Origin of the sequence: Paraburkholderia silviterrae (assembly GCF_004353915.1) — a bacterium.
Taxonomy (GTDB): domain Bacteria; phylum Pseudomonadota; class Gammaproteobacteria; order Burkholderiales; family Burkholderiaceae; genus Paraburkholderia; species Paraburkholderia silviterrae.
In genome coordinates this window covers 17,779-41,819 of sequence record NZ_SMRP01000018.1, presented here as the reverse complement: position 1 = coordinate 41,819, position 24,041 = coordinate 17,779, and the positions used below count along the sequence as shown (strand labels likewise).

Sequence of the window (24,041 nt, the reverse complement as noted above, 5' to 3'; positions counted from 1 at the left end):
GTCAGTGGCGAATCTGCGAGAGAAACGCCTTGGCCCGCGCACTGCGGGGCGCATCGAAGAACTGCGCCGATGGGCTGTCTTCGACGATCTTGCCGCCTTCGAGAAAGAGCACACGCTCGGCAACCTTGCGCGCAAAACCCATCTCGTGCGTCACGCACAGCATCGTCATGCCGGTTTTCGCCAGCTCGACCATCGCGTCAAGGACTTCGCCCACCATCTCCGGGTCGAGCGCCGAAGTCGGCTCGTCGAACAGCATGATCTTCGGCTCCATGCAGAGCGCGCGCGCAATCGCCACGCGCTGCTGCTGGCCACCCGAAAGCTGCGAGGGGTACTTGTGCGCATGAGCGGCTATACCCACTCTCTGCAGCAGCACGTGGGCCCGCTCGGTGGCCTGCGCGCGAGAGAGGCCGCGCACCGACATCGGCGCGAGCACGCAATTTTCCAGCACCGTCATGTGCGGAAACAGGTTGAAGTGCTGGAACACCATGCCGACGTCGCGCAACGCTTCGCGCGTGCGCGCGCCATCCTTCTGCAACGCGCAGCCGCGCAAGCTGATCGTCCCGCCGCTGCCGTGCTCGAGCTGGTTGATGCAGCGGATCAGCGTCGACTTGCCCGAGCCGGACGGCCCGCAAATCACCACGCGCTCACCCGCGCGCACATCGAGGCTGATGCCATCGAGCACCTTGTGCGTGCCGTAGTATTTTTCGAGGCCATGGATCTGCACGGCCAGTTCGCGGGGCGCAGCGTTATTCGTCGCGCGGACTGCTTCTGCTTCGGTGGATAGCATGAAAGTGCCCTCTTCGGATTCAGTCGTCGATCGAGCGGCGCCGTGCGCCGCGCGTCGTTTCGCGGTTTGGCCGCGGTTTATCCGCGGATTAGCCGTGGTTTAACTAAAGCGTGCCACGCTGTAGGGCGCGGGATCGGTAAAGGGCTTCGCGCCGGTCACGAGATCGGCGATCAGGCGTCCGGTCACCGGGCCAAGCGTCAAGCCGTGATGCGCGTGGCCGAAGTCGAACCACAGCCCGGGATGATGCGGCGCCGGCCCAATCACCGGACACATGTCCGGCAAGCAAGGCCGGCGGCCCAGCCACGGCTCGGCTTCGACCGGCTCGCCGAGATTGAAGAGCGTTCGCGCAATGGCCTCCGCGCGCCGCAATTGCACGCGGTTCGCGGGCGCAGCCGACGCCGCGAATTCGATGCCGGTCGTCAGGCGTATGCCCGCGTTCATCGGCGCCAGCACGTAGCCGCCCGCCACGTCGCAGAGCGGTCGCTGCGGCATCACGCCTTCCGGCGCGCGGTAATGCAGGTGATAGCCGCGCTTGACGGCGAGCGGCACCCGATAGCCAAGCGGCTCGTAGACTTCGGCCGAGTCGGCGCCGAGCGCGAGCACCACGTCCTTCGCGCGCACGGTGCCCTCGCGCGTTTGCACGAACCATGTGCTGCCGTCGCGCGTGAGCGTGCGCGCATCCCCACGCACGATGCGCCCGCCGCCGCGCTCGAACAGCGCCGCATAGCCCCTCACCAGCGCGCCGGGGTCGCGCACGGTCTTCGGATCGTTCCAGTGCACGCCGCCCGCAACGGTGTCCTTCAATCCCGGTTCCAGCGCGCGTAGCGCCTTGGCATCGAGCAGGTCGAAATCGAGGCCATAGCCATCGAGCGCGCGCGCCTCGCGTTGCCCCGCGGCCAGTGCGTCCCGGTCGCGATAGAGCTCGATCCAGCCACGCGAGGAAACCAGCGCTTCGAGCTGCGCGCGCGCCACCAGCGCATCGTGCTCCTCGACGCAGCGCTCCACGAGCGGCAGCATCGCCGCCGTGGCCTTGCGCAGGTTCTGCGCGTTCGAGTTGCGCCAGTAGCGAAACAGCCACCCGGCAATGCGCGGCAAAAACGCCGGCTCATAGCGCACGTCCGGCTCGCCGTTCATGGCGTAACGCAGCAGACGGCCAAACCCGCGCGGGAAGGCATACGGGATGACGCTGGAGCGCTCGATCAGGCCCGCGTTGCCGAAGCTCGTTCCGCTGCCCGGCTCGTCGCGGTCGACGATGCAGACGCCCAGGTCGCGCGCCTGGAGCTGCAGCGCGGCGGACACGCCGACGATGCCTGCGCCCAGCACAAGAGTGTCGAATTCCAAAAGCGGTTCCTCCTGCCGGCGATGCGGCTTACAGTGGGTTCTACAGCAGGTTCTACAGCGGATTCAGATGCCTGCCGAGCCGCCGGTCGATGCGCTTGAGCACGCGGCGCAGGACTTCGACGAGCACGAGATACAGCACCGCTGCCCACAGATAAAACTGGAAACTGAAGGTGCGCGAAAAGCCCAGCTTCGCCACCGCCATCAGGTCGTAGACCGTCACGAGCGACGCGATCGCGCTCGCCTTCACGAGCAGAATCAGCTCATTGCCGAGCGGCCCGAGCGCGATCAGCAGCGATTGCGGCCAGACCACGCGCCAGAAGCACGTGCGCTGGCTCAAGCCCAGTGCCTTCGCCGCTTCGTGCTGACCCGCCGATACCGCCGCGAAGCTGCCGCGAAAGATTTCGGCCTGATAGGCGGCCGTGTTCAGCGTGAAAGCGAGCAAGGCGCAATACCACGAATCGCGAAAGAGCCACCACAGTCCCAGCGGCTCCCAGAAGTCGCGCAGCGACCCAAACCCGTAATAGAGCAGGAAAAGCTGCGCAAGCAACGGCGAGCCGCGAAAGACATAGATGAACGCCGCGCTCGCGTTGCGCAGCACACGCAAGCGCGAAGTGCGCGCAAACGCGAGCAGCAGCCCGAGCACCGCGCCGAGCGAGAACGAGATGGCGACCAGCCTGGCAGTCACCCAAACGCCCGAGAGCATCTGCGAACCGTAGCGGTCCAGCAGATCGGAGTCGATCAGATTCTGCAGAAACGGAATGAGGCTCATACGCGTGCTCGATGGTGGCCGCGGCCAAAGTGGTGTTCAGCGAACGCAAACAGCCTTCCCGACAGCGCGGAGAAGAACAGATAGATCGCGCAGGCTGCCCCGTAGAACAGGATCGGCTCCTTGGTCTCGCTGACCGCGAGGTTGGTCTGGCGCATGACGTCGACGAGCGAGATCGTCGAGACGAGCGCCGTGTCCTTGAGCAGCGTGAGCCAGTTGTTCGAGAGACCGGGCAAGGCGATGCGCAGCAATTGCGGCAGCACGATCGAAAAGAAGGTCTTCGACTTCGAAAGACCCAGCGCATGAGCCGCTTCGTATTGTCCTTTGTGGATCGACTTGAACGCACCGAGCCATACCTCGCTCGAAAACGCCGCCAGCACGACGCTGAGCGCGACGAAGGCCGCAAAAAACGGATTGATCGACACGTCGGCGTCGATGTGCGCCGCGGCAAAGATTTGCTCGATGGTGATCTCGAAACCGTAGTAGACGAGGAACAGCGTCAGCAACTCAGGCAGGCCGCGAAATACCGTCGAAAACCCGTAGGCCGTGCCGCGCGCGAGCGTGCTGCGCGAGCGGCTGCCCACCGCCACGAGCAAACCGAGCGCAAGCCCGAAAGGCAGACAGCACAGCGCGAGCGCAATGGTCACGAACGCGCCCTGCAAGAGCGCCAGCCCCCAGCTGCCATGTCCAAACCCAAGCAGCGCAATCGATTCAAACATCTTTGGCACTCCTTTCCAGTGCGCGAATGGCAGGCGCCACTCGCGGCTGGGTCAACTGGATTTCAGTAGATGCTCGACTTGAAGTATTGGCTCGTGATGCGCTGGTACGTGCCGTCGGCAATGATTTCGGCGATCGCCTTGTTCAGGCGCTCGCGCAAGCCGTTGTCGTTCTTGCGTACCGCGATGGCCACGTCGTCGTCCTTGCCGGTCACCTCACCGAGCAGCTTGCAGCAACCCTTGCCGTCCTTGGCGAGCCAGTCGAGGTTCGGGAACTTGTCGTTGACCACCGCGTCGAGGCGTCCCGCCGCGAGATCGAGATTGGCGTCGTCCTGGGCCGGATACAGCTTCACCGTTGCACCCGCCGCTGCAAGCACGTCCTGTGCATAGTTACCCTGCGTCGTGGAGGACTGCGCGCCCACGACCAGCCCCTTGAACGACTGCGGATTCGTGTTGGCAAGCTTCGAGTTTTGCGGGACGCTGATGGCGAGGCGCGTGCGGTAGTAGCGGTTCGTGAACGAAATTTTCTCCTCGCGCTCCTTCGTCACCACCATCGAAGACACGATTGCGTCGTACTTCTTCGCCATCAGGCCCGGGATCATCCCGTCCCAGTCCTGCGCCACGAGCTTGCAGTCGGACTTCATCTTGCTGCACAGCGCGTTCGCGATGTCCACGTCGAAACCATGCAACTGATTGCTGGAGTCGACGTAGTTGAACGGAGGGTAAGCCCCTTCCACCGCAATCCGGACCGGGTCGGCATGGGCTCCCGCACAGGCTCCGAAGAATGTAAGGACTGCCAACGTAGAGCGAATGAAGCGTTTCATGCGATGTCTCCTTGTGGTTGTGGCTAGCTGGAAAGTGGCGTGGAAGACGTATATCCAACGAATTCGTTATGCAGCGCGCCGATGGCCTGGAGCCTGCGCTCGACATCGGCGCCCAGCTGCTTGAACACGTCGTTGATCAGCAGATGAACCAGCGAGAGCATCGAGGCCGTCGACTCCCAGAACAGGTCGACCTCGGTCTGCACGCGAAACACTTCGTCGGCGTGCTGGTCGGCCCAGTCGCAGAAGTTGTCGGTGACGAGGCTCACCGCGATGCCCGCCTCCTTCGCGCGCTCGCAGAGCATGCGCGCGTGCCGCGAATAGCGGCGCGCCTCGAAGACGATCAGCGCGGTGTCTTTGGGCGGGCTCAGCAGAACGTCGCTGAAATTGCCGGCGCTGCCGTCGACCAGATGGACGCCATCGCGCAGATATTGCAGCAGGTGCACGAACGTCATCGCGATGCCGCGCTCGGTCTGAAAGCCCGCCGCATAAACGCGCGGCGCCTTTGCGAGGCGCTCGGCGAGGCGCCGCCACGCGGGCCGCAGCGCATGCTCATGCACCTGCACGAGCGCGGCGATCTCCTTTTGCAGGCCGCGTGACGGCCCCTGGCCGTCGTCGGGCGCTCGGCCGAGGAAGTCTTTGAGGCGGTCGCCCATGAGCCACGGGCCGTCGCCGAGATCGTCCTGCAAGTCGTTCTTGAGCGCCTTGAAATGCGCATAGCCGATGGAGCGGCAAAAACGGCCAATCGTGGACTCGCTCAACTCGAGCTTCTCCGCGATCACCGCCGAAGTCTCGAACGGCAGATTCTGCAGGTTCGCGAGCATGTACGCCGCGATGGTTCGCGAAGAGGCCGTCGAGGACGCGAGGCTCTCCTGCAATCGCTGCTTGACGGTCTGTTTCATGATGGTCTCCATGGGAAACGAGATTAGAATATTTCTGTCATTCACACAATATGTGCCAAAAAACTTTCATTGTCGTGTGGCTTGCTTGCGCTGCGGCACGCCGCCGGAGCAAGCATGTCCGAAAAGTCAGTAGAAACCCGTATTCCCGCACTTGAAGCTGACGAATGGCTGTCAACTTGCCGTATGGCTTCTCGTCCAGTTTTTATTTCGGTATCCAAAGCATTTATTTGCAAATAGCCGCAAGATTCTCGAAGGCTTGCCGTTCAAGCGGCTCTGGTACGAGACGCGCGATGATTACACGCGATGTAATTGGCGCACGCAACGCGTGCCTCTACTCTTCGGCTGTCGCGCTTGCATTCCGGCAGCGCTCACCACCAAGGAGTTACCATGTCCACCTATCCTGCTTACACGATCGAGTCCGCTCCCGCGCAATCGCGCCCCGTGCTTCAGCAACTGCAACAGGCGTTCGGTCTGATCCCGAATATCGCGGCGAAGATGGCCGGTTCGCCGGTGCTGATCAACGGTTTCATCGGCCTGTTCGAGCGCGTCCACGCGAGCAGCCTGACCGAGCCGCAGATTCAGACGCTGTTGCTGACCAACGCGGTGACGAACGCCAGCGAGTGGCCGGTCGCGTTTCACACGGCGCTCGCGCTGCAGGCAGGCGTGCGTCGCGCCGATGTCGATGCGATCCGGCACGGCGTCTTGCCCGACGACGCCGAACTGGCCGCGCTGTCGGCATCGGCCCGCACGCTGATAGAAAAGCGCGGCCGCCTGGACGAATCGGACCAGAGACGCTTTCTGGAAGCCGGGTTCAACGCCGAGCAGATACTCGAGGTCATCGCGGTCGTGGCCGCATCGACCATCACGAACTTCACCAGCAGCGTGACCCGGCCGGCACTCGAAGCGCAGTTCGAGGAGTTCGCCTGGCATGCGAGTGCGCCCTGAGTCCTCTCCATTCGTCTACCCAAGTTGGGGGAATCCGATGAACGCCACCCGTCCCGATCCCAAAGCGCCTGGCGAACTGGGCGACTTGCTGCGCTATTGGCGCGACGTGCGTGGCGTGAGTCAGCTCGATCTGTCGCTCGAGGCCGGTGTCTCGCAGCGACAGATCAGTTTCATCGAAAGCGGGCGCAGCGTGCCTGGACGCGACACGCTGCTGACGCTTGCACAGACGCTCGATGTGCCGCTGCGCGAGCGCAATGCCCTGCTGCTCGCCGCCGGCTATGCGCCCATGTATTCGGAAGCGCCATGGGACGCCCAGGAGATGCACAGCGTGATCCGCGCGCTCGAGCGCGTCGTGCGCCAGCATGAGCCGTTCCCGGCCATCGTGATGGATCGCCACTGGAACGTCTTGATGACCAACGACGCGGCGCCGCGCTTCTTCGGCTGTTTCATCGACATGGCCGCGCGCAAAGGCCCGCGCAACATGCTGCATCTGATCTTCGATCCGCAGGGGATGCGCCCGTTCGTGGCCGACTGGGACACGGTCTCGCGCAGCCTGCTGCAACGCGTGTATCGAGAATCGGTCGGTCATATGGTCGACGCCGGCACGCGGCATCTGCTCGACGAACTGCTGGCCTGGCCAGACGTGCCGCGCGACTGGAAAGCGCATCATGGGCTCTCCTCCGCGTCCACGATGCCCGTCATTCCGATTGGCTTCGTCAACGAAGGCGTCGTGCTTCGATACTTCTCGATGGTGACGACCGTAGGCGCGCCGCAGAACGTTGTGGCACAGGAACTGCGCCTCGAATGCATGTTCCCCGCCGATGACGAAACCGAAGCACGCCACCGGCAGTTGCTCGCCGAACCTTCGAAATCCAGCAAGGCAACGGCGCCGTAAGCAGCGCCTAGTCCACTCGGAGGAAGTCAGGGCGCAACCGCCCGGTTTATGTTCACGCTATTGCCTGAAGCTGGAGGACGCGGACGTGAGTGATAGCGCGGTGCAAATTGCCAACCTGCTGTACCGATATGCGGAATGTATGGACAGCGGCGACTGGGAGGGCGTGGGAGCGTTGTTTAAACACGCACGCTTGAAGACGCGCGATAGCCATGACGGACTCAGCGCGCCGGAATTCCTGCAACTGTTGTATAGCCACGTGAAGCGCTATCCGTGCGGTACGCCACGCACCCGGCATGTCGTCACCAATCCGATTATCGAAATAGACGAGCCGGCCCATCGTGCAACGGCACGCTCGTATTACACGGTCTTGCAGGCGACGGAAGGATTTCCTCTGCAGCCCATTGCTGCCGGGCGCTATCACGACGCGTTCGAGCGTGTCGACGGCGTGTGGCGCTTTTCGTTTCGCGACTACTCGCTGCTGGATATGGCGGGCGACTTGCGCCACCACCTGAACGGAATGCCCGTGCAGTAAGCGGCGCCCCCGCGAACGCGACGTCTTCCAGGTGGCGCGTGACTGTGGTCAGGCGCCATCCGGAATTTGATTACTGGCCGATGCCGATCAGCTCGACTTCGAACGTGAGGTCGCTGTTCGGCGGGATCGGGCCGACTGCGCGATCGCCATACGCGGTTGCCGCCGGGCAGGTCAGCTTCGCCTTGCCGCCCACCTTCATTTTCTGCAGGCCTTGCGTCCAGCACGGAATCACCCGGCCAAGCGGGAAGGCGGCGGGGCCGCCATGCTTGTCGGAGCTGTCGAATTCGGTGCCGTTCGCGAGCGTGCCGCGATAGTTGACGCGCACGACGTCGTTAGCGGTCGGTTGCGGACCGGTGCCTTGCTTGATGTGCTCGACCACGACACCCGATGGCAACTTCTCGATGGTATTGCCGGCGAACGCAGTCGACGCAATGGTGGCAGTGGCGAGTAACGCAATCAGTGATTTCATACTATGTCCTCGTTGGATGGCTCGCCAATTATATCGGGTGCTTCGCGTGGCCCCGGATCGGCACGCCATGCATCGCAAGGCAGGCACCCGAGCGGGGCCGGTCGTGGTCAGGCGTGTTCTGGGCGAATCCGGCATTCTGGCGCGCACATAGTGCGGATGTTCGCCCCGTTATGAGCCCCGTGCAGCAAGGCCGCCCGAGCATGGGCAGCAATTTCCCTGAATTGACACCCCGTTATATCGCACCGTATACAGCAATGAACGATGTCAAATTACGGCGGTTCGCATGTCGAGAGAAGTCATCGACTCCTATTTGCTGAAGGTTCTCCATACGCTCATCACCGAAGCCAGCGTCTCGCGCACAGCCGTGCTGCTCGGCCAGTCGCAGCCGACCATCAGCGTCGCGCTGCGCAAGCTGCGCGCCATGACGGGCGATCCGCTGCTCGTGCGCAGCGGCAGCCGCATGGTGCCCACGAGCCACGCGCTCACGCTGATCGAGCCGGCGGCGCAGGCGCTCGCGGGCATCGCCGCCGTGCTCCATCCAACCCGGGCTTTCGATCCGGCCACCACGCGGCGCACCTTTCTCATTGGCTCTCCTGATTATCTGGATGCGTTCTTCCTGCCCGCCGTGGTCGATGCGTTCCGTACCGAGGCGCCGCGCGCACGTATCGAGTTCCAGCACCTGATGATGGTGGACGGCGGCTACGAACATGGTCTCGAGAGCGGCACGCTCGACCTCGTGATCGGCAACTGGCGCACGCCGCCCGAGCATCTGCATCTGCAGCCGCTGTGCAAGGACGATCTCGTGTGCCTGCTGCGCGCACAGCACCCGATCAAGCCCGGCAAGCTGAGCCGGGTCATCTATCAGGAAGCGGAGCATCTTGCCGTCACGACCCACAACGCCACGGGGCTAGGCACGATCGATGTCGAGCTCGCGCGCAGCGGTCTGTCGCGCAACGTGACGACAACCTTGCCCTACTTCGGCATGGCGCCATATGTGCTGATGCGCTCGAATCTGCTCTTCACGACCACGCGCGCGCTTGCCGCGCATTACAGCAAATTGCTTCCGCTGCGCATGGAGCCCCTGCCCGGCGATCCCCAGGCGCTCACTTACTACCAGCTCTGGCACGACCGCACCCATCGCAGCGCGGCGGCTATCTGGCTGCGCCATCTCGTGTCCGGCGTCGCGAAGGGCCTTGCGCGCTAAAGGGGGACGCGAAGCGCCCACGAAAAACCGGCGTGGCTCGAACATCACTCCGTCGAGCGCGTGCGCGTTCGCGCGGGCCCTCTATCAGGATGCGGAACGAAAAAAACCGCGAGCATGGCTCGCGGCGTGAAAACGCCAGGCAACTCAATCCGGGAGACAGGGTTCCGGACATGAGCGCCCATGCGCAACAGGGGTCGGTCAGCGAAAGCTACCTGTCGCCGGACGCGGTGTGGCCGCGCCCGGTTGTCGATGACGCTGCGCTTCGGCTACCCGGCCATGGCCGAGGCCATCTGCTTCAACAAGGCGGCTTTGTCCGCGGTGGCGGCACCCACCAGGGCAAAGCCCGTCATGCATTTCGTTGCGGCGTCTTCGCAGACCGCGCGCACCGCGTGCGGCGCATCCTGTGCGGCCGTCTCGAGCGTCCAGCGTCCGCCTGGCGCCGCTGGCGTCACCACGACAGCCGGTACGGCCGGTGTTTTGACCACGACCGGCATCACCGGGAAATCGACGCGCGTGAGCGTGCCGGACAAGGTACGGGCAAGCGCGCGCGCCGCATGCATGATGGGCAGCACGTAGGGCTGCACGCGGCCTTCGATGGCCGCGCAGTCGCCGAGCGCGTACACGTCTGGCGCGTCCGCGCGGCACCAGGCATCCGTGCTGATGCCACCTTCGGTCCGCAACCCGGCCGCGCTCGCGAGCGCCGTTCGCGGCACGAGGCCGATGGCCGAGACGACGATATCGACATCGACTGCATTGCCGTCGGTCAGCGTCAGGCGATAACCCGAACCGTGGCGCGCCACCGACGCGACCCCGCAGCCCAGCCGCACATCGACACCCGCGCCCGACAACGCGCGCGAATACACCGCCCCGGCCTCGGCGGGCAACAGCCGCGAGAGCGGTGCGCCGGCCGGGTCGATCAGGCACACCCGGTGGCCCGCGGCCACCAGATCGTTGGCGAACTCGCAGCCAATCAGACCCGCGCCGAGTATGGCCACCGCCTCGCTCGACGTTAGTGCCTCTCTAAAGCGAGCGTAGTCGCCAAGGTCGTTGATCGACAGCACGTCGCCGGCGCCATCGCCTTCGACCGGCACGCGTCGCGGGTCGGCCCCGGTTGCCAGCACCAGCGCGCGATAACGCAGCCGCTGTCCGTCGACGACGATCGCATGCTCGCCCGGCAAGATGCGCTCGACGTGGCGATGGGTCCAGACGCGCGCATCCAGTTGCGCTGCCATCGCCTGCGCCGTGAAGCTCGCGAGTTCGTGAGGCGCCTTCTTCATCGCCAGCGCATTCGAGAGCGTGGGCTTCGAATAGAAGCTGCCGTCATCGCGGCTCACGATAACCACGGGCGTTTTGGCCTCGAGCTTGCGCAACTCGCGCGCCACCGTATAGCCGGCGAGCCCCGTGCCGACGATCACGACGGGATCGCTCAGCGCCTCAGCGTGTTCGGAAGGCCTCATGCCACCACCTGCATCTCGAAGTCGTGCTTGCCGGTCGCGCAGTCCGGACACATCCAGTCCTCAGGCACGTCCTCCCAGCGCGTACCCGGCGCAATGCCCGCCTCGGGCAATCCTTCGGCCTCGTCGTAGCGAAACCCGCAGATCACGCATTCCCAGATCTTCATGAATTCTCCTCTGCTGCCTGCATCAACGGACATAGGCTTGTCCGAGCCCGATCTCCGCGAGCGCGCGCCGGTATGCACCGGAGGAGCGGTCGGCGAAAATCGGCGCTTCGAGGGAACGGTCGATCGGCAGATCTTCCGGGCACTGCAGCTCCACAATCGCGCGGTCCTCTTCGAATACCTGACGGTTGAACGCGTAGACATCGTCGAGCGGTAAATCCTGGTCGAAATTGCGCGCGATAGGGACGAAGAGGCGCGTGAGCCGCGCCGACACCGGGCTCGCAGCATTGAGGATAGCCAGGCGTCCGTTCTCGGGAAAGTGCACCGTGAGCCGGGCGAAGAACGGCACGTCGACCTCGAACACGCGGCGCCACGGAAAGCCCTCTGGCGCACGATGCTGCATCGACTTCGGGAAGTTGCTCACGGTGCTCACATATTCCGCGCGCAGGCCGTTCGGACGCCGCTCGACGGAGTACTGCGGAACCACGGGATTGTGGCGATCCGCGAAGCTGTCGTGATGAATCCACGCGAAATGCGCGACATCGATGAAACCTTCGGTTTGCCGCCCGGCTGAAGCGCGGATGTCGATCGACGGCGGAAGGATTTGCTGATACCCGTCCGTGTTCCAGGCCGGGAAATCGGGCAACGGCAGCTCACCGCCGCCGAGCGACACCCACACGAGCCCATACGCTTCCTGCGCCGCGTACGTCGTCAGGCACAGGCGTTCGGGAATCGCGCCCGCCGGTTGCGAGGGAATGTGGTTGCATTTGCCGCTCGCCCCATATTCGAGGCCGTGGTAGGGACAAACGAGATTGTCGCCGTTGACCCATCCGCGGCTGAGTGGCGCGCCGCGATGCGGGCACACATCGCGCGCCGCAACGACCCGCCCCGCCGAGCGAAACAGCACGAGCGATTCGTCGAGCAGCGTGACGCCGAGCGGCTTGTCGCCCACCTCGTGCGCGAACGCGACGGGATGCCAGTAGCGGCTGAGAATCTCCCAGTCGTGGGAATCGAAAGTACAGTTGCGGGGCATGGCGGGCGCCCCGGCGCGGGTCAGCGTCACCACCTGGGGTTGAGTCATTCGCGTCTCCTGAATCGTGTGAGTGGGTCACGGCGGCACGGAACGCCGGTTCCGGCCTGCCATGTGCACAACGATATTCAGAAGCGAACGCGTCTCCCATCCCTCATCGGCCATGTAGTCCATGTAGCGATCGACATGGCGCGGCCCCGCGAAGACCGCAGCGGATGACCGACGATCAGCTCGCGCTGGCCGCCGCCCCACGCGCGGATGCCCGCCCGGCGCGCGCGTCCAGGCTGAACGCGCCGGCGCCGAAGTAAGCGATCTGCAGCAGGCCGCCGGCCATCATCACGTTCTTCAGGAAGTGAATCATCTGGTTCTGATCCGCGAAGTTGTGATGGAAGAACATCGCAGTGACCACGCAGAACACGGCCATGGCCGCTGCCACCGCGCGGGCCCGGTAGCCCGAGATCAGCAGCAACCCGCCGCCCGCCTCGATGAGCACCGAGACGATAAACGCGAGCGGCGGCACCGGCAGACCGACAGCGGCGATATAGCCGACGGTCGCGCCATACGCAGCCAGCTTGCCGAGCCCGCTCATCAAAAACGGTGCGCCGATCAGAACGCGACCCAGCAGCGGAAGAAACTTGTAGCGATCCATGAAAACCTCCGAAATGTCGTTATTGAGTGGATTGTGAAATAAGGTGCTCAGCCGATGTCCACCATCACCAGCTCGGAATCTTCGAGGGCGGAGATCTCGGCCGCCGCCACTTGCGTGATGGCCACGCCATCCAGCGGCCCCACGTGTTCGCCATTCACTTCGATCGATCCCGAGGCCACGACGAGATAGGCGCATCGCGACGCACTCAGCGCCTGTTGAATGCGCTCGCCCGTCTTCAGCGTTGCGCCGAGCACGCGCGCGGCCGCTCGTATGGGCAACGCATCGGCATCCTCCTCAAAGCCACTCGCAAGGATAACGAATCGTCCAGACCGGTCTCCTTTGGGAAACGGCTTCGTATCCCACCGCGGCGCGCCGCCGCCCGCACGCGGACGCAGCCAGATCTGATAAACCTTGAGCGGCACGTCGCCACCATTGAATTCGGAATGACGAATGCCCGTGCCGGCGCTCATCACCTGGACGTCGCCCGCCTGAATCCGGCCCTCGGAACCCAAGGTGTCGCGATGCTCGATCACGCCCTGGCGTACATAGGTGATGATTTCCACGTCGCGGTGCCCGTGCGTCGGGAAGCCAGCGCCAACGTCGATCTCATCGTCGTTCCAGACGATCAACGGCCCCAATGCCGAATGATCGTGGTTGCCGTCCGCGCTGACCACGAAGTGATATTTCGCGCGGAGCCAGCCTGCATCCGCTGCGTCCAGTGAGTCCCAACGCCGGTGAGTAAGCATGTGTGCATCCCTCTACTTGCACCCGAATAACGGGTATGGGCGAAATCGGCAGCGCGCCGAAGTCACGGTTAACGGTTCGATTGAGAGGCATGCTATCTCCGCGTGCGGCGTGTGCCTACTCGCCAGTGAGCAACGCAACATTGCTCCCGGTAGAACGATGGGATTCGGCCGCCAATGCGGGGCTAGAGCCGGCATGAGAGAGGAATCAAAAATATTGATAGCCCATATCATTCGCCTGCCTATCGACCGGCCAGAACGCAGGGCCTATAACGGATGCATCCCAGGAGACGTTGGGCCCGTCAAGACACAAGGTTCGCCTCCCTGCGGTAGTTCGGCTTCGCCACGCTCCAATGCATGGCGATACGGCAAATTGAAAATCACTCCGAGCAAGGCATGAACACATCCACTGAACATCTCATTGGGTCCTCTCAATCCGGAAAAATCTTCAGCACGGACTGGCGGTCGGCCCACGGCGGCACGATCACAGTGGTTGAGAAAGCGACCGGCGACTGGCTGTTCCAGGCTGGGGTTGCAAACGCGCAGGACATCGCTGCGGCTGCGGTGGCCGCCCGGGATGCCCAGGTGGAGTGGGCGGCCGTCCCCGGTCCACTCCGGGCAGACGTCCTTCGGAAATTCAGCGCACTCCTTGAAGCCAACGCCGATGAAGTGACGACATGGATCGTTCAGGAGACCGGATCGATTCAGCCGAAGGCACGCTTCGAGATCGCGGCAACCGCGCGCGAGGCACTGGAGGCGGCGGCCCTTGCCAGCAGGCCGGTCGGGGAGATGCTGGCGACTACGGGTGGTCGGCCCAGCTACGCCGAACGCGTTCCAGTGGGCGTGGTTGGCCTGATCACGCCGTGGAATTCCCCCCTCATCCTCGCGGCGCGCGCGCTATTTCCCGCACTCGTGCTGGGCAATGCGGTCGTCCTCAAGCCTGACATTCAAACCCCCGTCTCCGGTGGGTTGCTGATCGCACGACTCTTTGAAGAGGCCGGGTTGCCGCCCGGTGTGTTGCACGTGGTCCCCGGTGGCCCGGAAGCGGGTGAAGCGCTGGTGGCCGACCCGCATGTGAGCATGATCTCGTTCACCGGCTCCACGAACGTCGGCCGGCGCATCGGCGAGGTGGCTGGGCGCTTGCTGAAGCGAACCGCACTGGAGCTCGGCGGCAATAATGCGCTGATCATTCTGGACGACGCCGACCTCGAGCGGGCCAGCTCCGCGGGCGCGTTCTCGTCGTTCTTTCACCAGGGGCAAATTTGCTTTTCGGCCGGGCGGCATCTCGTTCACGAGTCGGTGCTTCACCGCTATACGGAACTGCTGGCGCGTCGGGCGTCCACATTGCAAGTGGGCGATCCGCACCGTCAACACGTGCATATCGGCCCGATGATCAACGCGAGGCAAGCCGAACGCGCGCGCCAGATCGTGGCCGAGAGTGTCGCGCTTGGCGCGAAGATTGAAGCCGGCGGCAATGTGAACGGCCTCTACTTCGAGCCCACCGTGCTGAGCGGCGTCACTGCGCAGATGCCGGTATTCAGCGAGGAGATTTTCGCGCCGGTGGCGCCCATCACGTCATTCAGCACCGACGAGCAGGCCATTGCACTCGCCAACGACACGGAATATGGACTCGCGGCTTCGGTCTTCAGCGCCAATGAGGCGCGCGCGGTTCGTATCGCGAAGCGCCTGAAGACGGGCATTGCACACGTGAACGACCAGACGGTGGTTCACGAGATCTTCGGACCGATCGGCGGAACAGGGGCATCCGGCAACGGCGCGCGCTCGGGCAACGTGACATCGCTCGATGAATACACGTACTGGCGATGGCTGACCGTCGCCGAAACGGTCCCCGACTATCCGTTCTAGCAATCGACTGGCAGGACCGGTTCACCCATTAGAAGATGAGACAGGAGAGCAACATGGTATGGAATTGTACGTGCGCGGTGGCCACTGAGAAGGCAAAGCCCTTCCAGATCAGACATCTGCTGCTCGATGAGCCGCAGGAAGGCGAAATCATTGTCGAGATTGCTGGCGTGGGGGTCTGTCACACTGATTTGACCGTGCGGGACCAACACTATCCCGTGCCGCTGCCCGCGGTGCTGGGTCATGAGGGCGCCGGCATTGTCGTGAAGGTCGGCGCATCGGTCACGAAAGTGGCGGTGGGCGACCACGTCGTACTCGCCTACGGCTCCTGCGGAAAATGCGAAAACTGCCAAAGCGGCAAGGCCGGGTATTGCATTGAGGGCTTTCCGCGCAATTTCGGCGCGCGTCGTGGCGATGGCAGCAGCACCTACCGCTCTGAAGAAGGCGAGTCCGTTGGAGGCTATTTCTTCTCGCAATCGTCGTTTGGGACCTATTCGCTTGCCACCGAGCGCAATGTCGTCAAGATCGACCCGTCCGTGCCGCTCGACTTGATGGGCCCGTTGGGCTGCGGTATTTCCACGGGCGCCGGCACCGTACTGAACGCGCTGCGCCCGGCCGCGGGGTCGAGCATCGTCGTGTTCGGCGCGGGCTCCGTTGGCCTTTCCGCCGTCATGGCCGCGAAACTGGCGGGCTGCGCCACGATTATCGTGGTCGACATCGTGGAAAGCCGTCTGCAGCTGGCGAGAGAATTGGGCGCCACAGCAGCGATCAATGCGCGTCATCCCGATGGCGTCGATGTCGTCAAGGCAGTGGCCGCGCTCACCAACGGACTCGGCGCCGAATACTCAATCGAATCCACCGCGAATCCCAAGGTGCTGCGCCAGGCATTGGAGTGCCTGCGGCCCACCGGAGTTTGCGCACTCGTGGGCGGCGCACCGTTCGGCACGGAAGCCACATTCGACATGAATACCATCCTGTTCGGCCGCACCCTGCGAGGGGTCATACAGGGGGACAGCGTTCCCGATGTCTTTATTCCACGCCTGATCGAGCTCTGGAAGCAAGGCCGCTTCCCATTCGACAAACTCGTCAAATTCTACGCGCTGGATGAGATCAATGAGGCCTGTGCCGACTCGGAAAGCGGGCGCGTTCTGAAGCCGATTCTGAGGCCCAATCCTCATCTGGTTTCAGCCTGAGAACGCAGTCGCGGCGCGCGGGCATTCGTCGGCCCTCAGCGCCGCGCCGAAGTATCTATTGCGGGTGCGGTAAAAGGCCGTGGACCCCTCACGCCCGCCCCCGCGGGGGATACGCCTTTGGCGGATGCGCGGCGGGCGTGCACGCGCAAGGGGGCTTCTTGCAGCCTTGCCGCCGCCCGGCTATTACCACGATCGCAATGGACTCGGGCTCGTTTCCCCCGGCCGGCCAGTTTGCGACGTCCCGGCGGCGCTGGTGCCGTAGCCGGAATTGTCGGTTTTAGCGATGCTGGTTTGAGCCTCTACGCGCGCCTCGGCGGCCTGCAGTTTTGATGGGTAATCGTAGTCGCTAGCCGTAGTCGGACTGTAACCGGCGCGCTCGATGGCGGACAGTTCGGACCGAACCTGTGCCCGGGTCGCGGGCTGGCTGGTTTGTGCAAACGAAACCACCGGGAAGATACATGCGAGTGCCAACGCTGCCTTCCTGATGAGTGAAATCATGATTCACACCTCTCTGCTGGTTCGATGAATGGCGCAAACATCAATTGGTTTGCAGTTCTTATAAAAAGGATAATGAAAAAATAATCCAGGAGAAACCCCTAACGCCGTGATTCTCCGTTGTAGCAAACACGACAATTGGCATGCAAGCACGCGCCAGAGGCATAAAGCCTCGCGCATTTGAGTTCGCGATACGCTCTATCAATTTCATTGAAGCACATCGGCATCGGAGCGTACACGCCGCCCAGAGCCGCTCAGCGCGACTTTTGCCGTCGGTCGATGCGTTGATTGAGACGAAAAAGGGTTTTCCATAACTTGTTCGTTTTTTTCGTGTCAATAAACTCATTCGCATAACGAATCACTATATTCTTCCCGCGTTATTACGGAATTCCCTCAACAATATCGACTTCAAGAGAGAACGAATGGGTGCCGCACCAATGCAACGCGAAATTTCATCAACGACGACGCGTGGTCGAGTTATTCGCCGAAGCGTTATTTCCCTCGTCGCCTGCGCCATGACGATGGGAGCCGCCAGTTCCGCCCACGCACAAAGCTCCGTCACGCTCTATGGCGTTCTCGACACCGGACTGCTCTACACGAGCCGCACCGGATCCGGTTCTACAGGGAAAGACGGAGCCCACCAATTCGCCTTGACGGACGGAGGCACTGAGGGGTCACGGTTTGGATTTACAGGCACGGAAGACCTAGGCGCCGGCCTGAAGGCCGAATTCGTACTCGAAAGCGGCATCAGCACCGTGAATGGAGGACTCAACAACTCCAACGGAAGTTTCTTCGGCCGCCAGTCCTACGTCGGCCTGTCCGGCGACTTTGGCGAGGTGAAGGCGGGCACGCAGTATTCGCCCTTCGTACTCGCCATCATCATGACCGACCCGCGGACTGGATCGTACTTCGGCAGCGGCGCCGCGATCTATATCGGCCGGCTCTTTTCAACCGGGCTCTTCAATCCCAACGCCATTACCTACACGAGTCCGACTATCGCGGGATTGCAGGCTGGCGCGATGATCGCTCTGGGCGGGCAAGCCGGGGACTTTCAGGCCGGACGCCAGTACGCCGCGCGCCTCACCTACACACACGGCGGCTTGCGGATCGAGTCTGCGCTGTATAGCGGCAACGCGGGCCCCAGCCCGACTCCGTTGCCCACGACGGTGCCTTTCACAGGGCGTATGCTTGGCGCCGCTTACGCATGGGGTGCCGTCACACTCAAGGCTGCCTACATCAACTACAAAGTTGCGGGTTCCTTTAACGAACGCGTCTATACGGCGGGCGGCGCCTGGCAATTCACACCGGCCTTCTCTACGGACGCGGGCGTCTGGGTTGTCAGAGACGCAAACAACTCCACCAACCACGGGCTGTTGGCGGCGCTCGGGCTGAAATACGCGCTGTCGAAGCGCACATACGTTTACGGTGATCTCGCCATGGTCAACAATCACGGCCTCATGGATGTCGGTCTTTCGGCAAACGGCGCGCTGTACGGCCCAACGGGAACGACCATGGGTGCAATCATCGGCATTCGCCACGGGTTCTAGTAATCGAATACTCGCTCATACGCCGGTTCGCGTTTCCTCAAAGCGGCAAGCGCGAATCCCACGTCATGCAGGACTGCCCCCGCGAGCGAAAGAGACCGGCGCGCAGCGAGTGTCGAGATTGCATCGCCCACGCTCCACAAAAAACGGTGTAGTCTTGAGACCGGCTTCGGGCGCAGGGGCTTGATGACCGGGCATAGCCCGATCGATGTCGAGAGCACCTGCATTCGGACACTGAACGATCGGGTCAGATACGGCGATGAGCGACTCTCAACTTAGCATTGACAACATCGATCTGAAAACGCTTCAGATGCTGGATGAGCTGAACAAGACCCACAGCGTCTCGCAGACGGCGAAGAATCTGCAATTGACGCAATCCTCCATCAGCATGGGTCTTGCGAAGTTGCGCCGGCATTTCTCCGACCCACTATTCGTGCGCACGACCACCGGGATGGCGCCGACGCCCTTGGCGCAAGAGCTGCTGCGTCTGACCAGCGACGCAATGGTGCTGCTGCAGACCGCGCTCAATCACAACATGGCGTTTGATCCCGCCAGCTCGGACAGGACATTCAGGCTGGCCCTTTCGGATGCGGGGCAGATGTTGTTTTTGCCCGTCCTGCTGCGTTGGCTAAAGGAAGCCGCGCCCCACGTTGGACTGGAGATCAGTGCGCTCTCGGAGGACACGCCCGTCATGCTCGAACGAGGCGAGATCGATCTCGCGGCGGGCTTCCTGCCGACGCTCGACGCGGGATTTTTTGGCCAGCGGCTGTTTTCCGAGCAGTTCGTTTGCATTGCCCGAGCGGATCACCCGCGTGTGGGCGCGTCTCTGAGCCTGGCGTCGTTCGTTGCGGAGTCGCACGTTACCGTTCATTCTTCCGCGACAGGCCATTCGCTGCTCGAGCGGGCGTTGCGCGAACAGAAAATTCAGCGCACGTCAGCCATTAGCATGCCGAATTTTTTCGGTGTCGAATCGATTGTGGCGGAAAGCGACCATCTTGCAACGGTCCCGCAGCGCCTGGCCGTGCAATGGGCGCTGGGAGGCAGGGTAAAAATGCATCCACTGCCCTTCCCCGTGCCCGAGTATCTGGTCATGCAGCACTGGCACGAGCGCTATATGCGCGACCCCGGCCTCAAATGGCTGAGAACCTCATTCGCCAATCTGTTCGACGCACTGCCCTAGCCATCCCCTGCGGGACGCGTCGCGGCAGTGCGCCATCCGTTCAGGACGAAATGGCCTCTTCACGCCAAAGACCGAGCGCCTGCTGCGAGGACCGGTCTGAAAAGCTGAAGAGCACCGCGTCATCATCGGCGTGATGCTCGACATTCACCCACGAAGGCACCACGAAAATATCCTTCGGCTTCCAGACGAACTTCTTTCCTCCTATCACGCTGTATCCGCTTCCTTCGACCACGCTAAATACCGTACCGTCCGTCGAGCGATAAGCGGCCGTGTCGAATCCGGCTGGCAGAAGCTGCAACCAGGTCCCAATGGTCGGCATCGCGGCGCCGCCCGTTGCCGGGTTCACGTACTGGAGCTTCACGCCGTGCGAAGGATGAAGCGGGCCGCTACGCGCGAGGCGCGCAAGCGCTTCACGGCTACGCTCGTAGGGGTAAGAGAATACCGGGCTGGTCGAGCCATAACGCGTGTACTCGACCGGAAGCATGTTGGTTCCGTAGCGGGCGAGCGCATCGCCTTCAGCCCGTGTGACGGGCTGCGTGCTGCCCGCATACTTCTGCGCGAACCCCGTATCGAACAGATTGACGATCGGGATGTCCAGTCCGTCCATCCACACGACGGGCTCCTCGCCAATGTTGCCGTGGTCATGAAATGTCCACGACGGCGTAATGATGAAGTCGCCAGGACGCATGGAAGCTCGCTCCCCATCGACCGCCGTATAGGCGCCCCGCCCTTCAACGATGAATCGCAACGCGGACGCCACGTGTCGATGGCTGGTCGCAATTTCGCCGGGCAAAATGAGTTGCAGACCCGCGTACAGGCTGCCGGTGATCTGGGAACGGCCGCGCAAGCCCGGATTCTCCAGAACGAGCACCCGGCGCTCGGCCTCCTCCGCCGAAATCAGCGAGCCGGATTTCATCAGGAGAGGACGCAGATCGTCATAATTCCAGTGCGCCGGCACGGATGCGGGCCGTGGCTCCAGCGAACCCAACTTCCCGAGCACCTCCCATAATGCGCCGAGGTCATGTCGATCAAGTTCGGCGTAAAACGCCAGTCGTTCCGGCGTTTGGGTCGGTTGCTCATGGAATGTGCTCGAATTCATGAAACGCTCCAGTTCTCGACGTCGACACAGGCCCCTCGTCCCGCGTCTCGCAACGATTCGGGTTCTCAGGCGGATGCCGTGCTCACGTTGACCACCATGCGGCCAATTCCCTCGATCGACGCCTCCATCACGTCGCCGGGCCGCACCGGTCCAACGCCATCCGGTGTTCCGGTCAAGATCACATCGCCCGGCATCAGCGTATAGAACGACGAAGCGAATTCGATCAGCGCCGGCACGTCCATGATCAGGTCGCGCGTATTCGCGCTCTGCCGGGCTTGCCCGTTGACGCGGATAGCGAGGTCCAGCGCCCCCGGTTCCGGCAACTCATCGGCGGTCACGAGCCAGGGGCCGAGCACCGTGTACGTATCCAGCGATTTGCGCAGGCTGCGTTCTTCGCCGCCGCGAACGGTCATGTCGAGGCCGATGCAATAGCCGGCGACATAATCGAGCGCGTCTTCCCGGCTCACATTGCTGGCTGGCTTGCCGATCACGACGGCAAGCTCCACTTCGTGGTCGTTGCGGCGCTCGAGCTTCCTGAGCTGAACGCCTTCGGCGGCACCCACGACCGAGCTGCTCGCTTTCAGGAACAGACCGACCTTCTCGATCTGCTCGACGAGATTGCCGTGGTTCAGCCCCCGGTCGGCCATCACTTCGAGCAGATGCTTGGTGTAATTGACGGGCGCGGCCACGATCTTGCCCGGATTCGCAACCGGGCTGAGCAGCGAGACTTCGGCCAATGGCGTCGCCACGGCATCCGCCAGCAAGGCTTCAATTCGCTCGCGAACTTGCGGCAGGTTCGCGACCAGCACATCGAATGCCGGAAACGGATACCGGGAGGAAGGAAGCACGTCGAGAGCCGACGTGACGTCATACACGCGTTCGCCTTCGACAACACCGAGGCGACCGCTGCCAAAGCGGCAAATCTTCATAACACTATGCTCCTTGCTTTGATGCGATTGGGCCGGCTGCACTCGCGCAGCGATAACGGCACCGACAAACAGGGGTTCACCGGGCTCGCCTGGGTGGCGAACCGGGCCGACGACGGCCCCGGATGCGGCTTTATATGAAGGGTAATCGCTGCTTCGCGGCAGGTCGATCCAGGTGGCGAGATAGACCGTATCAATTATTTTGAACGGCCCCAGCGAAGCGTAATCGCGCTGGCTTTGATGGCGTTTCGGCAGCAAAGCGCGCACGCTGGTCAGGCGTGCGCGCAGGCTCGTGATTAGAAATTGGTGAGTATCGTCGCGGCCGCGAGCGCCGAATCGGCACCGAGTTGCCCGCCGGAGCACTCGGCGAGTGCCGCCCTCGCCCCTTCCCGCTGACGCGCGCCAGCCGTGCCACGCAGATGAGTCGTGAGCTCGATCAGCTGCGCAATGCCGGTGGCCCCAACGGGGTGGCCGCGGCTCAACAGGCCCCCGCCCGGATTCACCGGAAGCCGCCCGCCAACCGACGTGACGCCGTCGCGAAGCAGCGCGACGCCCTCGCCGGGCGCGGCGAATCCCAGACGCTCGTAGAGCATGATCTCCGCCGGCGCAGAAGCGTCATGAACTTCCGCCACGTGTATATCTTCGGGACCCAATCCCGCCGCCTCATATGCGGCATTCGCGGCCCTTTCGGCAGCGGTCGTGCCAAGGCCGTCCTGGTTGGCCGAAACAATGGCCGATGCCTTGACGTAGACGCGCGGCTTCGCGAGGCGTTGCGCGAATGCTTCGCTCACCAGAATGGCCGCTGCTGCACCGTCCGCGATCGGCGAGCACATGTTCAGCGTCAGCGGCGTGCTGATCATGCGGCTGCCGAGCACCTCCTCGGCCGTCACCGGCGCGCGGAACTGCGCCCACTCGTTGGTCGATGCGGCCTGCCGGCTCTTGATGCAGACCAGCGCGAAGTCCTCAGGCGTCGCGCCACTGGACGCCATGTAACGGCGCGCCCGCTCCGCGTAGATGTCCATGAACACCGAGTGTCCCTGAGGCGCGTCCATCTGGAGCCGCGCGCGCTCCTCCACGTCCACTCCGGAGGCGAACGCGCCGAAGGTCACGGATTTATCTTCGTGCGTCAGCTTCTCCGCCCCGATGGCCAGCGCCACGTCCGCCTGACCCGACGCGACCGCCAGCCATGCGAGGTGAAATGCCGTCGATCCCGATGCACACGCGTTATCGACGTTGATGATGGGACGCCCCATCACGCCGGTATTGCGCAGGGCGACCTGTCCTCGAATCGTTTCCTGGCCCGTGACCAGGCCGGAGAGCGCATTCGCGAAGTACGTCACACCGATCTGCTCAGCTTCGATACCTGAATCGGCCAGGGCGGAAGACAGCGCCTCCTCAGCCAGCGATCGCACCGTGCGGTGCAGAAATTTACCGAATACGGTTTGCCCAATGCCTGCTACAACGACCCGTCTCATCTCGACTCCCAAAATGCGTGTACCTGCGCATGCCTGCGTGTACCTGCGTGTACCTGCGTGTACCTGTTATTTGCCCGTGAACACCGGTTTGCGCTTCTCCTGAAACGCGCGGCGCCCTTCCAGCCGATCCTCGGTATCGCGAAGCAAGCCGAGCGCGAACTGCTCCGACTGAATGGCAGTCAGCAGAGGCAAGTCGAGTCCATCGCGCACGAGCCGCTTCACGGCCCGCACCGCCAGCGGCGCATTGTCGGCAATCCGCCAGGCAATCTTCATGGCCTCGTCCCTCAGGTTTTCCAGCGGCACGACGCGACTCACGAGGCCGATCCGCAACGCGGTTTCCGCGTCGATCCGATCGCCCGTCAACATCATCAGCATGGCATCCGACATGCCGACCATGCGCGGCAGCCGCTGCGTTCCGCCAGCAGCCGGAATGCTCCCGACACACACTTCCGACTGCCCGAACTGGGCATTGCTGGACGCGATCCGGATATCGCACGCCAGCGCGAGCTCCATCCCTCCCGCGAGCGCAAAGCCATTCACGGCGCAGATCATCGGCTTGTCGATCTCCAGCCCCGCGAATGGGTAGAGCCACTTCTCGCGTCCAAACGTCAGTTCTGCGAAGCTCTCTTTGGGCGGCATGGTCTTCTTCAGATCGGAGCCGGTGCAGAACGCCTTCTCACCACTACCCGTGAGTACGACCACGCGAACGCGTTCGTCCCGGTTGGCGATTTCAAACGTGCGGTTCAGCTCCGCGAGCGTCTCCGGATCGAGCGAATTCAGCGCTTCGGGCCGGTTAAGAACGATGGTTGCGACGGAATCCGTCACCTCATACAGAATGCTCATCCCTT

General features: G+C 63.1%; 25 protein-coding genes. 8 read left to right on the top strand and 17 right to left on the bottom strand.

Annotated elements, in window-relative coordinates; translation table 11 throughout:
* Position 1: 1 nt before the first annotated feature.
* From EYW47_RS27840 to EYW47_RS27815, 6 genes are all read right to left on the bottom strand, one after another.
* Entirely contained in the window at positions 2 to 787 is a 786-nt protein-coding gene (locus EYW47_RS27840) for an amino acid ABC transporter ATP-binding protein (RefSeq protein WP_133198065.1), read from the bottom strand.
* A gap of 99 nt (positions 788 to 886) precedes the next feature.
* Positions 887 to 2,128 carry an NAD(P)/FAD-dependent oxidoreductase gene (locus EYW47_RS27835; RefSeq protein WP_133198064.1) on the bottom strand — a complete coding sequence of 414 codons (1,242 nt, stop codon included), beginning with the start codon at positions 2,126 to 2,128 and terminating at the stop codon, positions 887 to 889.
* A gap of 52 nt (positions 2,129 to 2,180) precedes the next feature.
* Entirely contained in the window at positions 2,181 to 2,897 is a 717-nt protein-coding gene (locus EYW47_RS27830; RefSeq protein WP_133198063.1) for an ABC transporter permease, read from the bottom strand.
* A complete protein-coding gene (locus EYW47_RS27825; RefSeq protein ID WP_133198062.1) occupies positions 2,894 to 3,613 on the bottom strand; it encodes an ABC transporter permease in 720 nt (239 codons plus the stop codon). Before EYW47_RS27825 ends, EYW47_RS27830 begins: the two co-directional genes overlap by 4 nt.
* A 62-nt stretch (positions 3,614 to 3,675) precedes the next feature.
* Positions 3,676 to 4,434 (bottom strand): transporter substrate-binding domain-containing protein, encoded by a 759-nt coding sequence (locus tag EYW47_RS27820; RefSeq protein ID WP_133198061.1) that lies wholly within the window; start codon positions 4,432 to 4,434, stop codon positions 3,676 to 3,678.
* Between the two features lie 23 nt (positions 4,435 to 4,457).
* Positions 4,458 to 5,333 carry a MurR/RpiR family transcriptional regulator gene (locus tag EYW47_RS27815; protein WP_133198060.1) on the bottom strand — a complete coding sequence of 292 codons (876 nt, stop codon included), beginning with the start codon at positions 5,331 to 5,333 and terminating at the stop codon, positions 4,458 to 4,460.
* Positions 5,334 to 5,720: 387 nt separating this feature from the next.
* On the opposite strand from EYW47_RS27815, the gene EYW47_RS27810 reads away from it, so the two are divergent.
* From EYW47_RS27810 to EYW47_RS27800, 3 genes are all read left to right on the top strand, one after another.
* Positions 5,721 to 6,278, top strand: coding sequence for a carboxymuconolactone decarboxylase family protein (locus EYW47_RS27810; RefSeq protein ID WP_133198059.1), 558 nt, complete (start codon positions 5,721 to 5,723; stop codon positions 6,276 to 6,278).
* 37 nt (positions 6,279 to 6,315) lie between these two features.
* Positions 6,316 to 7,173, top strand: coding sequence for a helix-turn-helix domain-containing protein (locus EYW47_RS27805; RefSeq protein ID WP_133198058.1), 858 nt, complete (start codon positions 6,316 to 6,318; stop codon positions 7,171 to 7,173).
* Positions 7,174 to 7,258: 85 nt separating this feature from the next.
* Positions 7,259 to 7,705, top strand: coding sequence for a nuclear transport factor 2 family protein (locus tag EYW47_RS27800; RefSeq protein ID WP_133198057.1), 447 nt, complete (start codon positions 7,259 to 7,261; stop codon positions 7,703 to 7,705).
* 70 nt (positions 7,706 to 7,775) lie between these two features.
* On the opposite strand, the gene EYW47_RS27795 is transcribed toward EYW47_RS27800, so the two are convergent.
* On the bottom strand, positions 7,776 to 8,174 hold the full coding sequence (locus tag EYW47_RS27795; protein ID WP_133198056.1) for an FKBP-type peptidyl-prolyl cis-trans isomerase: 399 nt from the start codon (positions 8,172 to 8,174) through the stop codon (positions 7,776 to 7,778).
* Between the two features lie 283 nt (positions 8,175 to 8,457).
* Between EYW47_RS27795 and EYW47_RS27790 the strand changes: the two genes are divergently transcribed.
* Complete coding sequence (locus EYW47_RS27790; RefSeq protein ID WP_133198055.1) at positions 8,458 to 9,378, top strand: LysR family transcriptional regulator; 921 nt, start codon at positions 8,458 to 8,460, stop codon at positions 9,376 to 9,378.
* Positions 9,379 to 9,644: 266 nt separating this feature from the next.
* On the opposite strand, the gene EYW47_RS27785 is transcribed toward EYW47_RS27790, so the two are convergent.
* The 5 genes from EYW47_RS27785 to EYW47_RS27765 all read right to left on the bottom strand — a co-directional run bounded on the left by EYW47_RS27785 (position 9,645) and on the right by EYW47_RS27765 (position 13,421).
* The gene (locus EYW47_RS27785; protein ID WP_133198054.1) at positions 9,645 to 10,835 is read right to left on the bottom strand and encodes an NAD(P)/FAD-dependent oxidoreductase; all 1,191 of its coding nucleotides are present in this window, start codon (positions 10,833 to 10,835) and stop codon (positions 9,645 to 9,647) included.
* On the bottom strand, positions 10,832 to 10,999 hold the full coding sequence (locus EYW47_RS27780) for a rubredoxin (RefSeq protein WP_028217371.1): 168 nt from the start codon (positions 10,997 to 10,999) through the stop codon (positions 10,832 to 10,834). Before EYW47_RS27780 ends, EYW47_RS27785 begins: the two co-directional genes overlap by 4 nt.
* Positions 11,000 to 11,021: 22 nt before the next feature.
* Positions 11,022 to 12,077, bottom strand: coding sequence for an aromatic ring-hydroxylating oxygenase subunit alpha (locus EYW47_RS27775; RefSeq protein WP_133198053.1), 1,056 nt, complete (start codon positions 12,075 to 12,077; stop codon positions 11,022 to 11,024).
* Positions 12,078 to 12,252: 175 nt separating this feature from the next.
* Entirely contained in the window at positions 12,253 to 12,675 is a 423-nt protein-coding gene (locus tag EYW47_RS27770) for a DoxX family protein (protein ID WP_133198052.1), read from the bottom strand.
* Between the two features lie 47 nt (positions 12,676 to 12,722).
* Complete coding sequence (locus EYW47_RS27765; protein WP_133198051.1) at positions 12,723 to 13,421, bottom strand: pirin family protein; 699 nt, start codon at positions 13,419 to 13,421, stop codon at positions 12,723 to 12,725.
* Between the two features lie 354 nt (positions 13,422 to 13,775).
* On the opposite strand from EYW47_RS27765, the gene EYW47_RS27760 reads away from it, so the two are divergent.
* Together EYW47_RS27760 and EYW47_RS27755 are read left to right on the top strand one after the other, a co-directional pair.
* Positions 13,776 to 15,284, top strand: a complete 1,509-nt coding sequence (locus EYW47_RS27760; protein ID WP_338117846.1) for a benzaldehyde dehydrogenase — start codon at positions 13,776 to 13,778, stop codon at positions 15,282 to 15,284.
* Positions 15,285 to 15,361: 77 nt separating this feature from the next.
* On the top strand, positions 15,362 to 16,474 hold the full coding sequence (locus EYW47_RS27755) for an NAD(P)-dependent alcohol dehydrogenase (protein ID WP_205710166.1): 1,113 nt from the start codon (positions 15,362 to 15,364) through the stop codon (positions 16,472 to 16,474).
* 183 nt (positions 16,475 to 16,657) lie between these two features.
* On the opposite strand, the gene EYW47_RS27750 is transcribed toward EYW47_RS27755, so the two are convergent.
* Entirely contained in the window at positions 16,658 to 16,972 is a 315-nt protein-coding gene (locus tag EYW47_RS27750; protein ID WP_133198049.1) for a DUF4148 domain-containing protein, read from the bottom strand.
* Positions 16,973 to 17,484: 512 nt separating this feature from the next.
* Here EYW47_RS27750 and EYW47_RS27745 point away from each other — a divergent pair.
* Positions 17,485 to 18,516, top strand: a complete 1,032-nt coding sequence (locus EYW47_RS27745; RefSeq protein WP_133198164.1) for a porin — start codon at positions 17,485 to 17,487, stop codon at positions 18,514 to 18,516.
* Between the two features lie 256 nt (positions 18,517 to 18,772).
* Positions 18,773 to 19,693, top strand: coding sequence for a LysR family transcriptional regulator (locus EYW47_RS27740; protein ID WP_133198048.1), 921 nt, complete (start codon positions 18,773 to 18,775; stop codon positions 19,691 to 19,693).
* Positions 19,694 to 19,733: 40 nt separating this feature from the next.
* Here the strand turns inward: EYW47_RS27740 and gtdA are convergent, their stop codons facing one another.
* From gtdA to EYW47_RS27720, 4 genes are all read right to left on the bottom strand, one after another.
* Positions 19,734 to 20,792, bottom strand: a complete 1,059-nt coding sequence (gene gtdA / locus EYW47_RS27735) for a gentisate 1,2-dioxygenase (RefSeq protein WP_133198047.1) — start codon at positions 20,790 to 20,792, stop codon at positions 19,734 to 19,736.
* A 65-nt stretch (positions 20,793 to 20,857) separates the two neighbouring features.
* Positions 20,858 to 22,081 carry a fumarylacetoacetate hydrolase family protein gene (locus EYW47_RS27730; protein ID WP_338117845.1) on the bottom strand — a complete coding sequence of 408 codons (1,224 nt, stop codon included), beginning with the start codon at positions 22,079 to 22,081 and terminating at the stop codon, positions 20,858 to 20,860.
* On the bottom strand, positions 22,015 to 23,193 hold the full coding sequence (locus EYW47_RS27725; protein ID WP_133198046.1) for a thiolase family protein: 1,179 nt from the start codon (positions 23,191 to 23,193) through the stop codon (positions 22,015 to 22,017). Before EYW47_RS27725 ends, EYW47_RS27730 begins: the two co-directional genes overlap by 67 nt.
* Positions 23,194 to 23,259: 66 nt before the next feature.
* Positions 23,260 to 24,036, bottom strand: coding sequence for an enoyl-CoA hydratase/isomerase family protein (locus tag EYW47_RS27720; protein WP_133198045.1), 777 nt, complete (start codon positions 24,034 to 24,036; stop codon positions 23,260 to 23,262).
* Positions 24,037 to 24,041: the final 5 nt, after the last annotated feature.

Coding starts and splice junctions, on each gene's coding strand:
- EYW47_RS27765 (WP_133198051.1), bottom strand. CDS start 13,421: ATGCTTACTCACCGGCGTTGGGACTCACTGGACGCAGCGGATGCAGGC.
- EYW47_RS27810 (WP_133198059.1), top strand. CDS start 5,721: ATGTCCACCTATCCTGCTTACACGATCGAGTCCGCTCCCGCGCAATCG.
- EYW47_RS27795 (WP_133198056.1), bottom strand. CDS start 8,174: ATGAAATCACTGATTGCGTTACTCGCCACTGCCACCATTGCGTCGACT.
- EYW47_RS27775 (WP_133198053.1), bottom strand. CDS start 12,077: ATGACTCAACCCCAGGTGGTGACGCTGACCCGCGCCGGGGCGCCCGCC.
- EYW47_RS27725 (WP_133198046.1), bottom strand. CDS start 23,193: ATGAGACGGGTCGTTGTAGCAGGCATTGGGCAAACCGTATTCGGTAAA.
- EYW47_RS27745 (WP_133198164.1), top strand. CDS start 17,485: ATGACGATGGGAGCCGCCAGTTCCGCCCACGCACAAAGCTCCGTCACG.
- EYW47_RS27785 (WP_133198054.1), bottom strand. CDS start 10,835: ATGAGGCCTTCCGAACACGCTGAGGCGCTGAGCGATCCCGTCGTGATC.
- EYW47_RS27740 (WP_133198048.1), top strand. CDS start 18,773: ATGAGCGACTCTCAACTTAGCATTGACAACATCGATCTGAAAACGCTT.
- EYW47_RS27750 (WP_133198049.1), bottom strand. CDS start 16,972: ATGATTTCACTCATCAGGAAGGCAGCGTTGGCACTCGCATGTATCTTC.
- EYW47_RS27770 (WP_133198052.1), bottom strand. CDS start 12,675: ATGGATCGCTACAAGTTTCTTCCGCTGCTGGGTCGCGTTCTGATCGGC.
- EYW47_RS27825 (WP_133198062.1), bottom strand. CDS start 3,613: ATGTTTGAATCGATTGCGCTGCTTGGGTTTGGACATGGCAGCTGGGGG.
- EYW47_RS27760 (WP_338117846.1), top strand. CDS start 13,776: ATGGCGATACGGCAAATTGAAAATCACTCCGAGCAAGGCATGAACACA.
- EYW47_RS27780 (WP_028217371.1), bottom strand. CDS start 10,999: ATGAAGATCTGGGAATGCGTGATCTGCGGGTTTCGCTACGACGAGGCC.
- EYW47_RS27820 (WP_133198061.1), bottom strand. CDS start 4,434: ATGAAACGCTTCATTCGCTCTACGTTGGCAGTCCTTACATTCTTCGGA.
- EYW47_RS27720 (WP_133198045.1), bottom strand. CDS start 24,036: ATGAGCATTCTGTATGAGGTGACGGATTCCGTCGCAACCATCGTTCTT.
- EYW47_RS27805 (WP_133198058.1), top strand. CDS start 6,316: ATGAACGCCACCCGTCCCGATCCCAAAGCGCCTGGCGAACTGGGCGAC.
- EYW47_RS27790 (WP_133198055.1), top strand. CDS start 8,458: ATGTCGAGAGAAGTCATCGACTCCTATTTGCTGAAGGTTCTCCATACG.
- EYW47_RS27840 (WP_133198065.1), bottom strand. CDS start 787: ATGCTATCCACCGAAGCAGAAGCAGTCCGCGCGACGAATAACGCTGCG.
- EYW47_RS27815 (WP_133198060.1), bottom strand. CDS start 5,333: ATGAAACAGACCGTCAAGCAGCGATTGCAGGAGAGCCTCGCGTCCTCG.
- gtdA (WP_133198047.1), bottom strand. CDS start 20,792: ATGAATTCGAGCACATTCCATGAGCAACCGACCCAAACGCCGGAACGA.
- EYW47_RS27830 (WP_133198063.1), bottom strand. CDS start 2,897: ATGAGCCTCATTCCGTTTCTGCAGAATCTGATCGACTCCGATCTGCTG.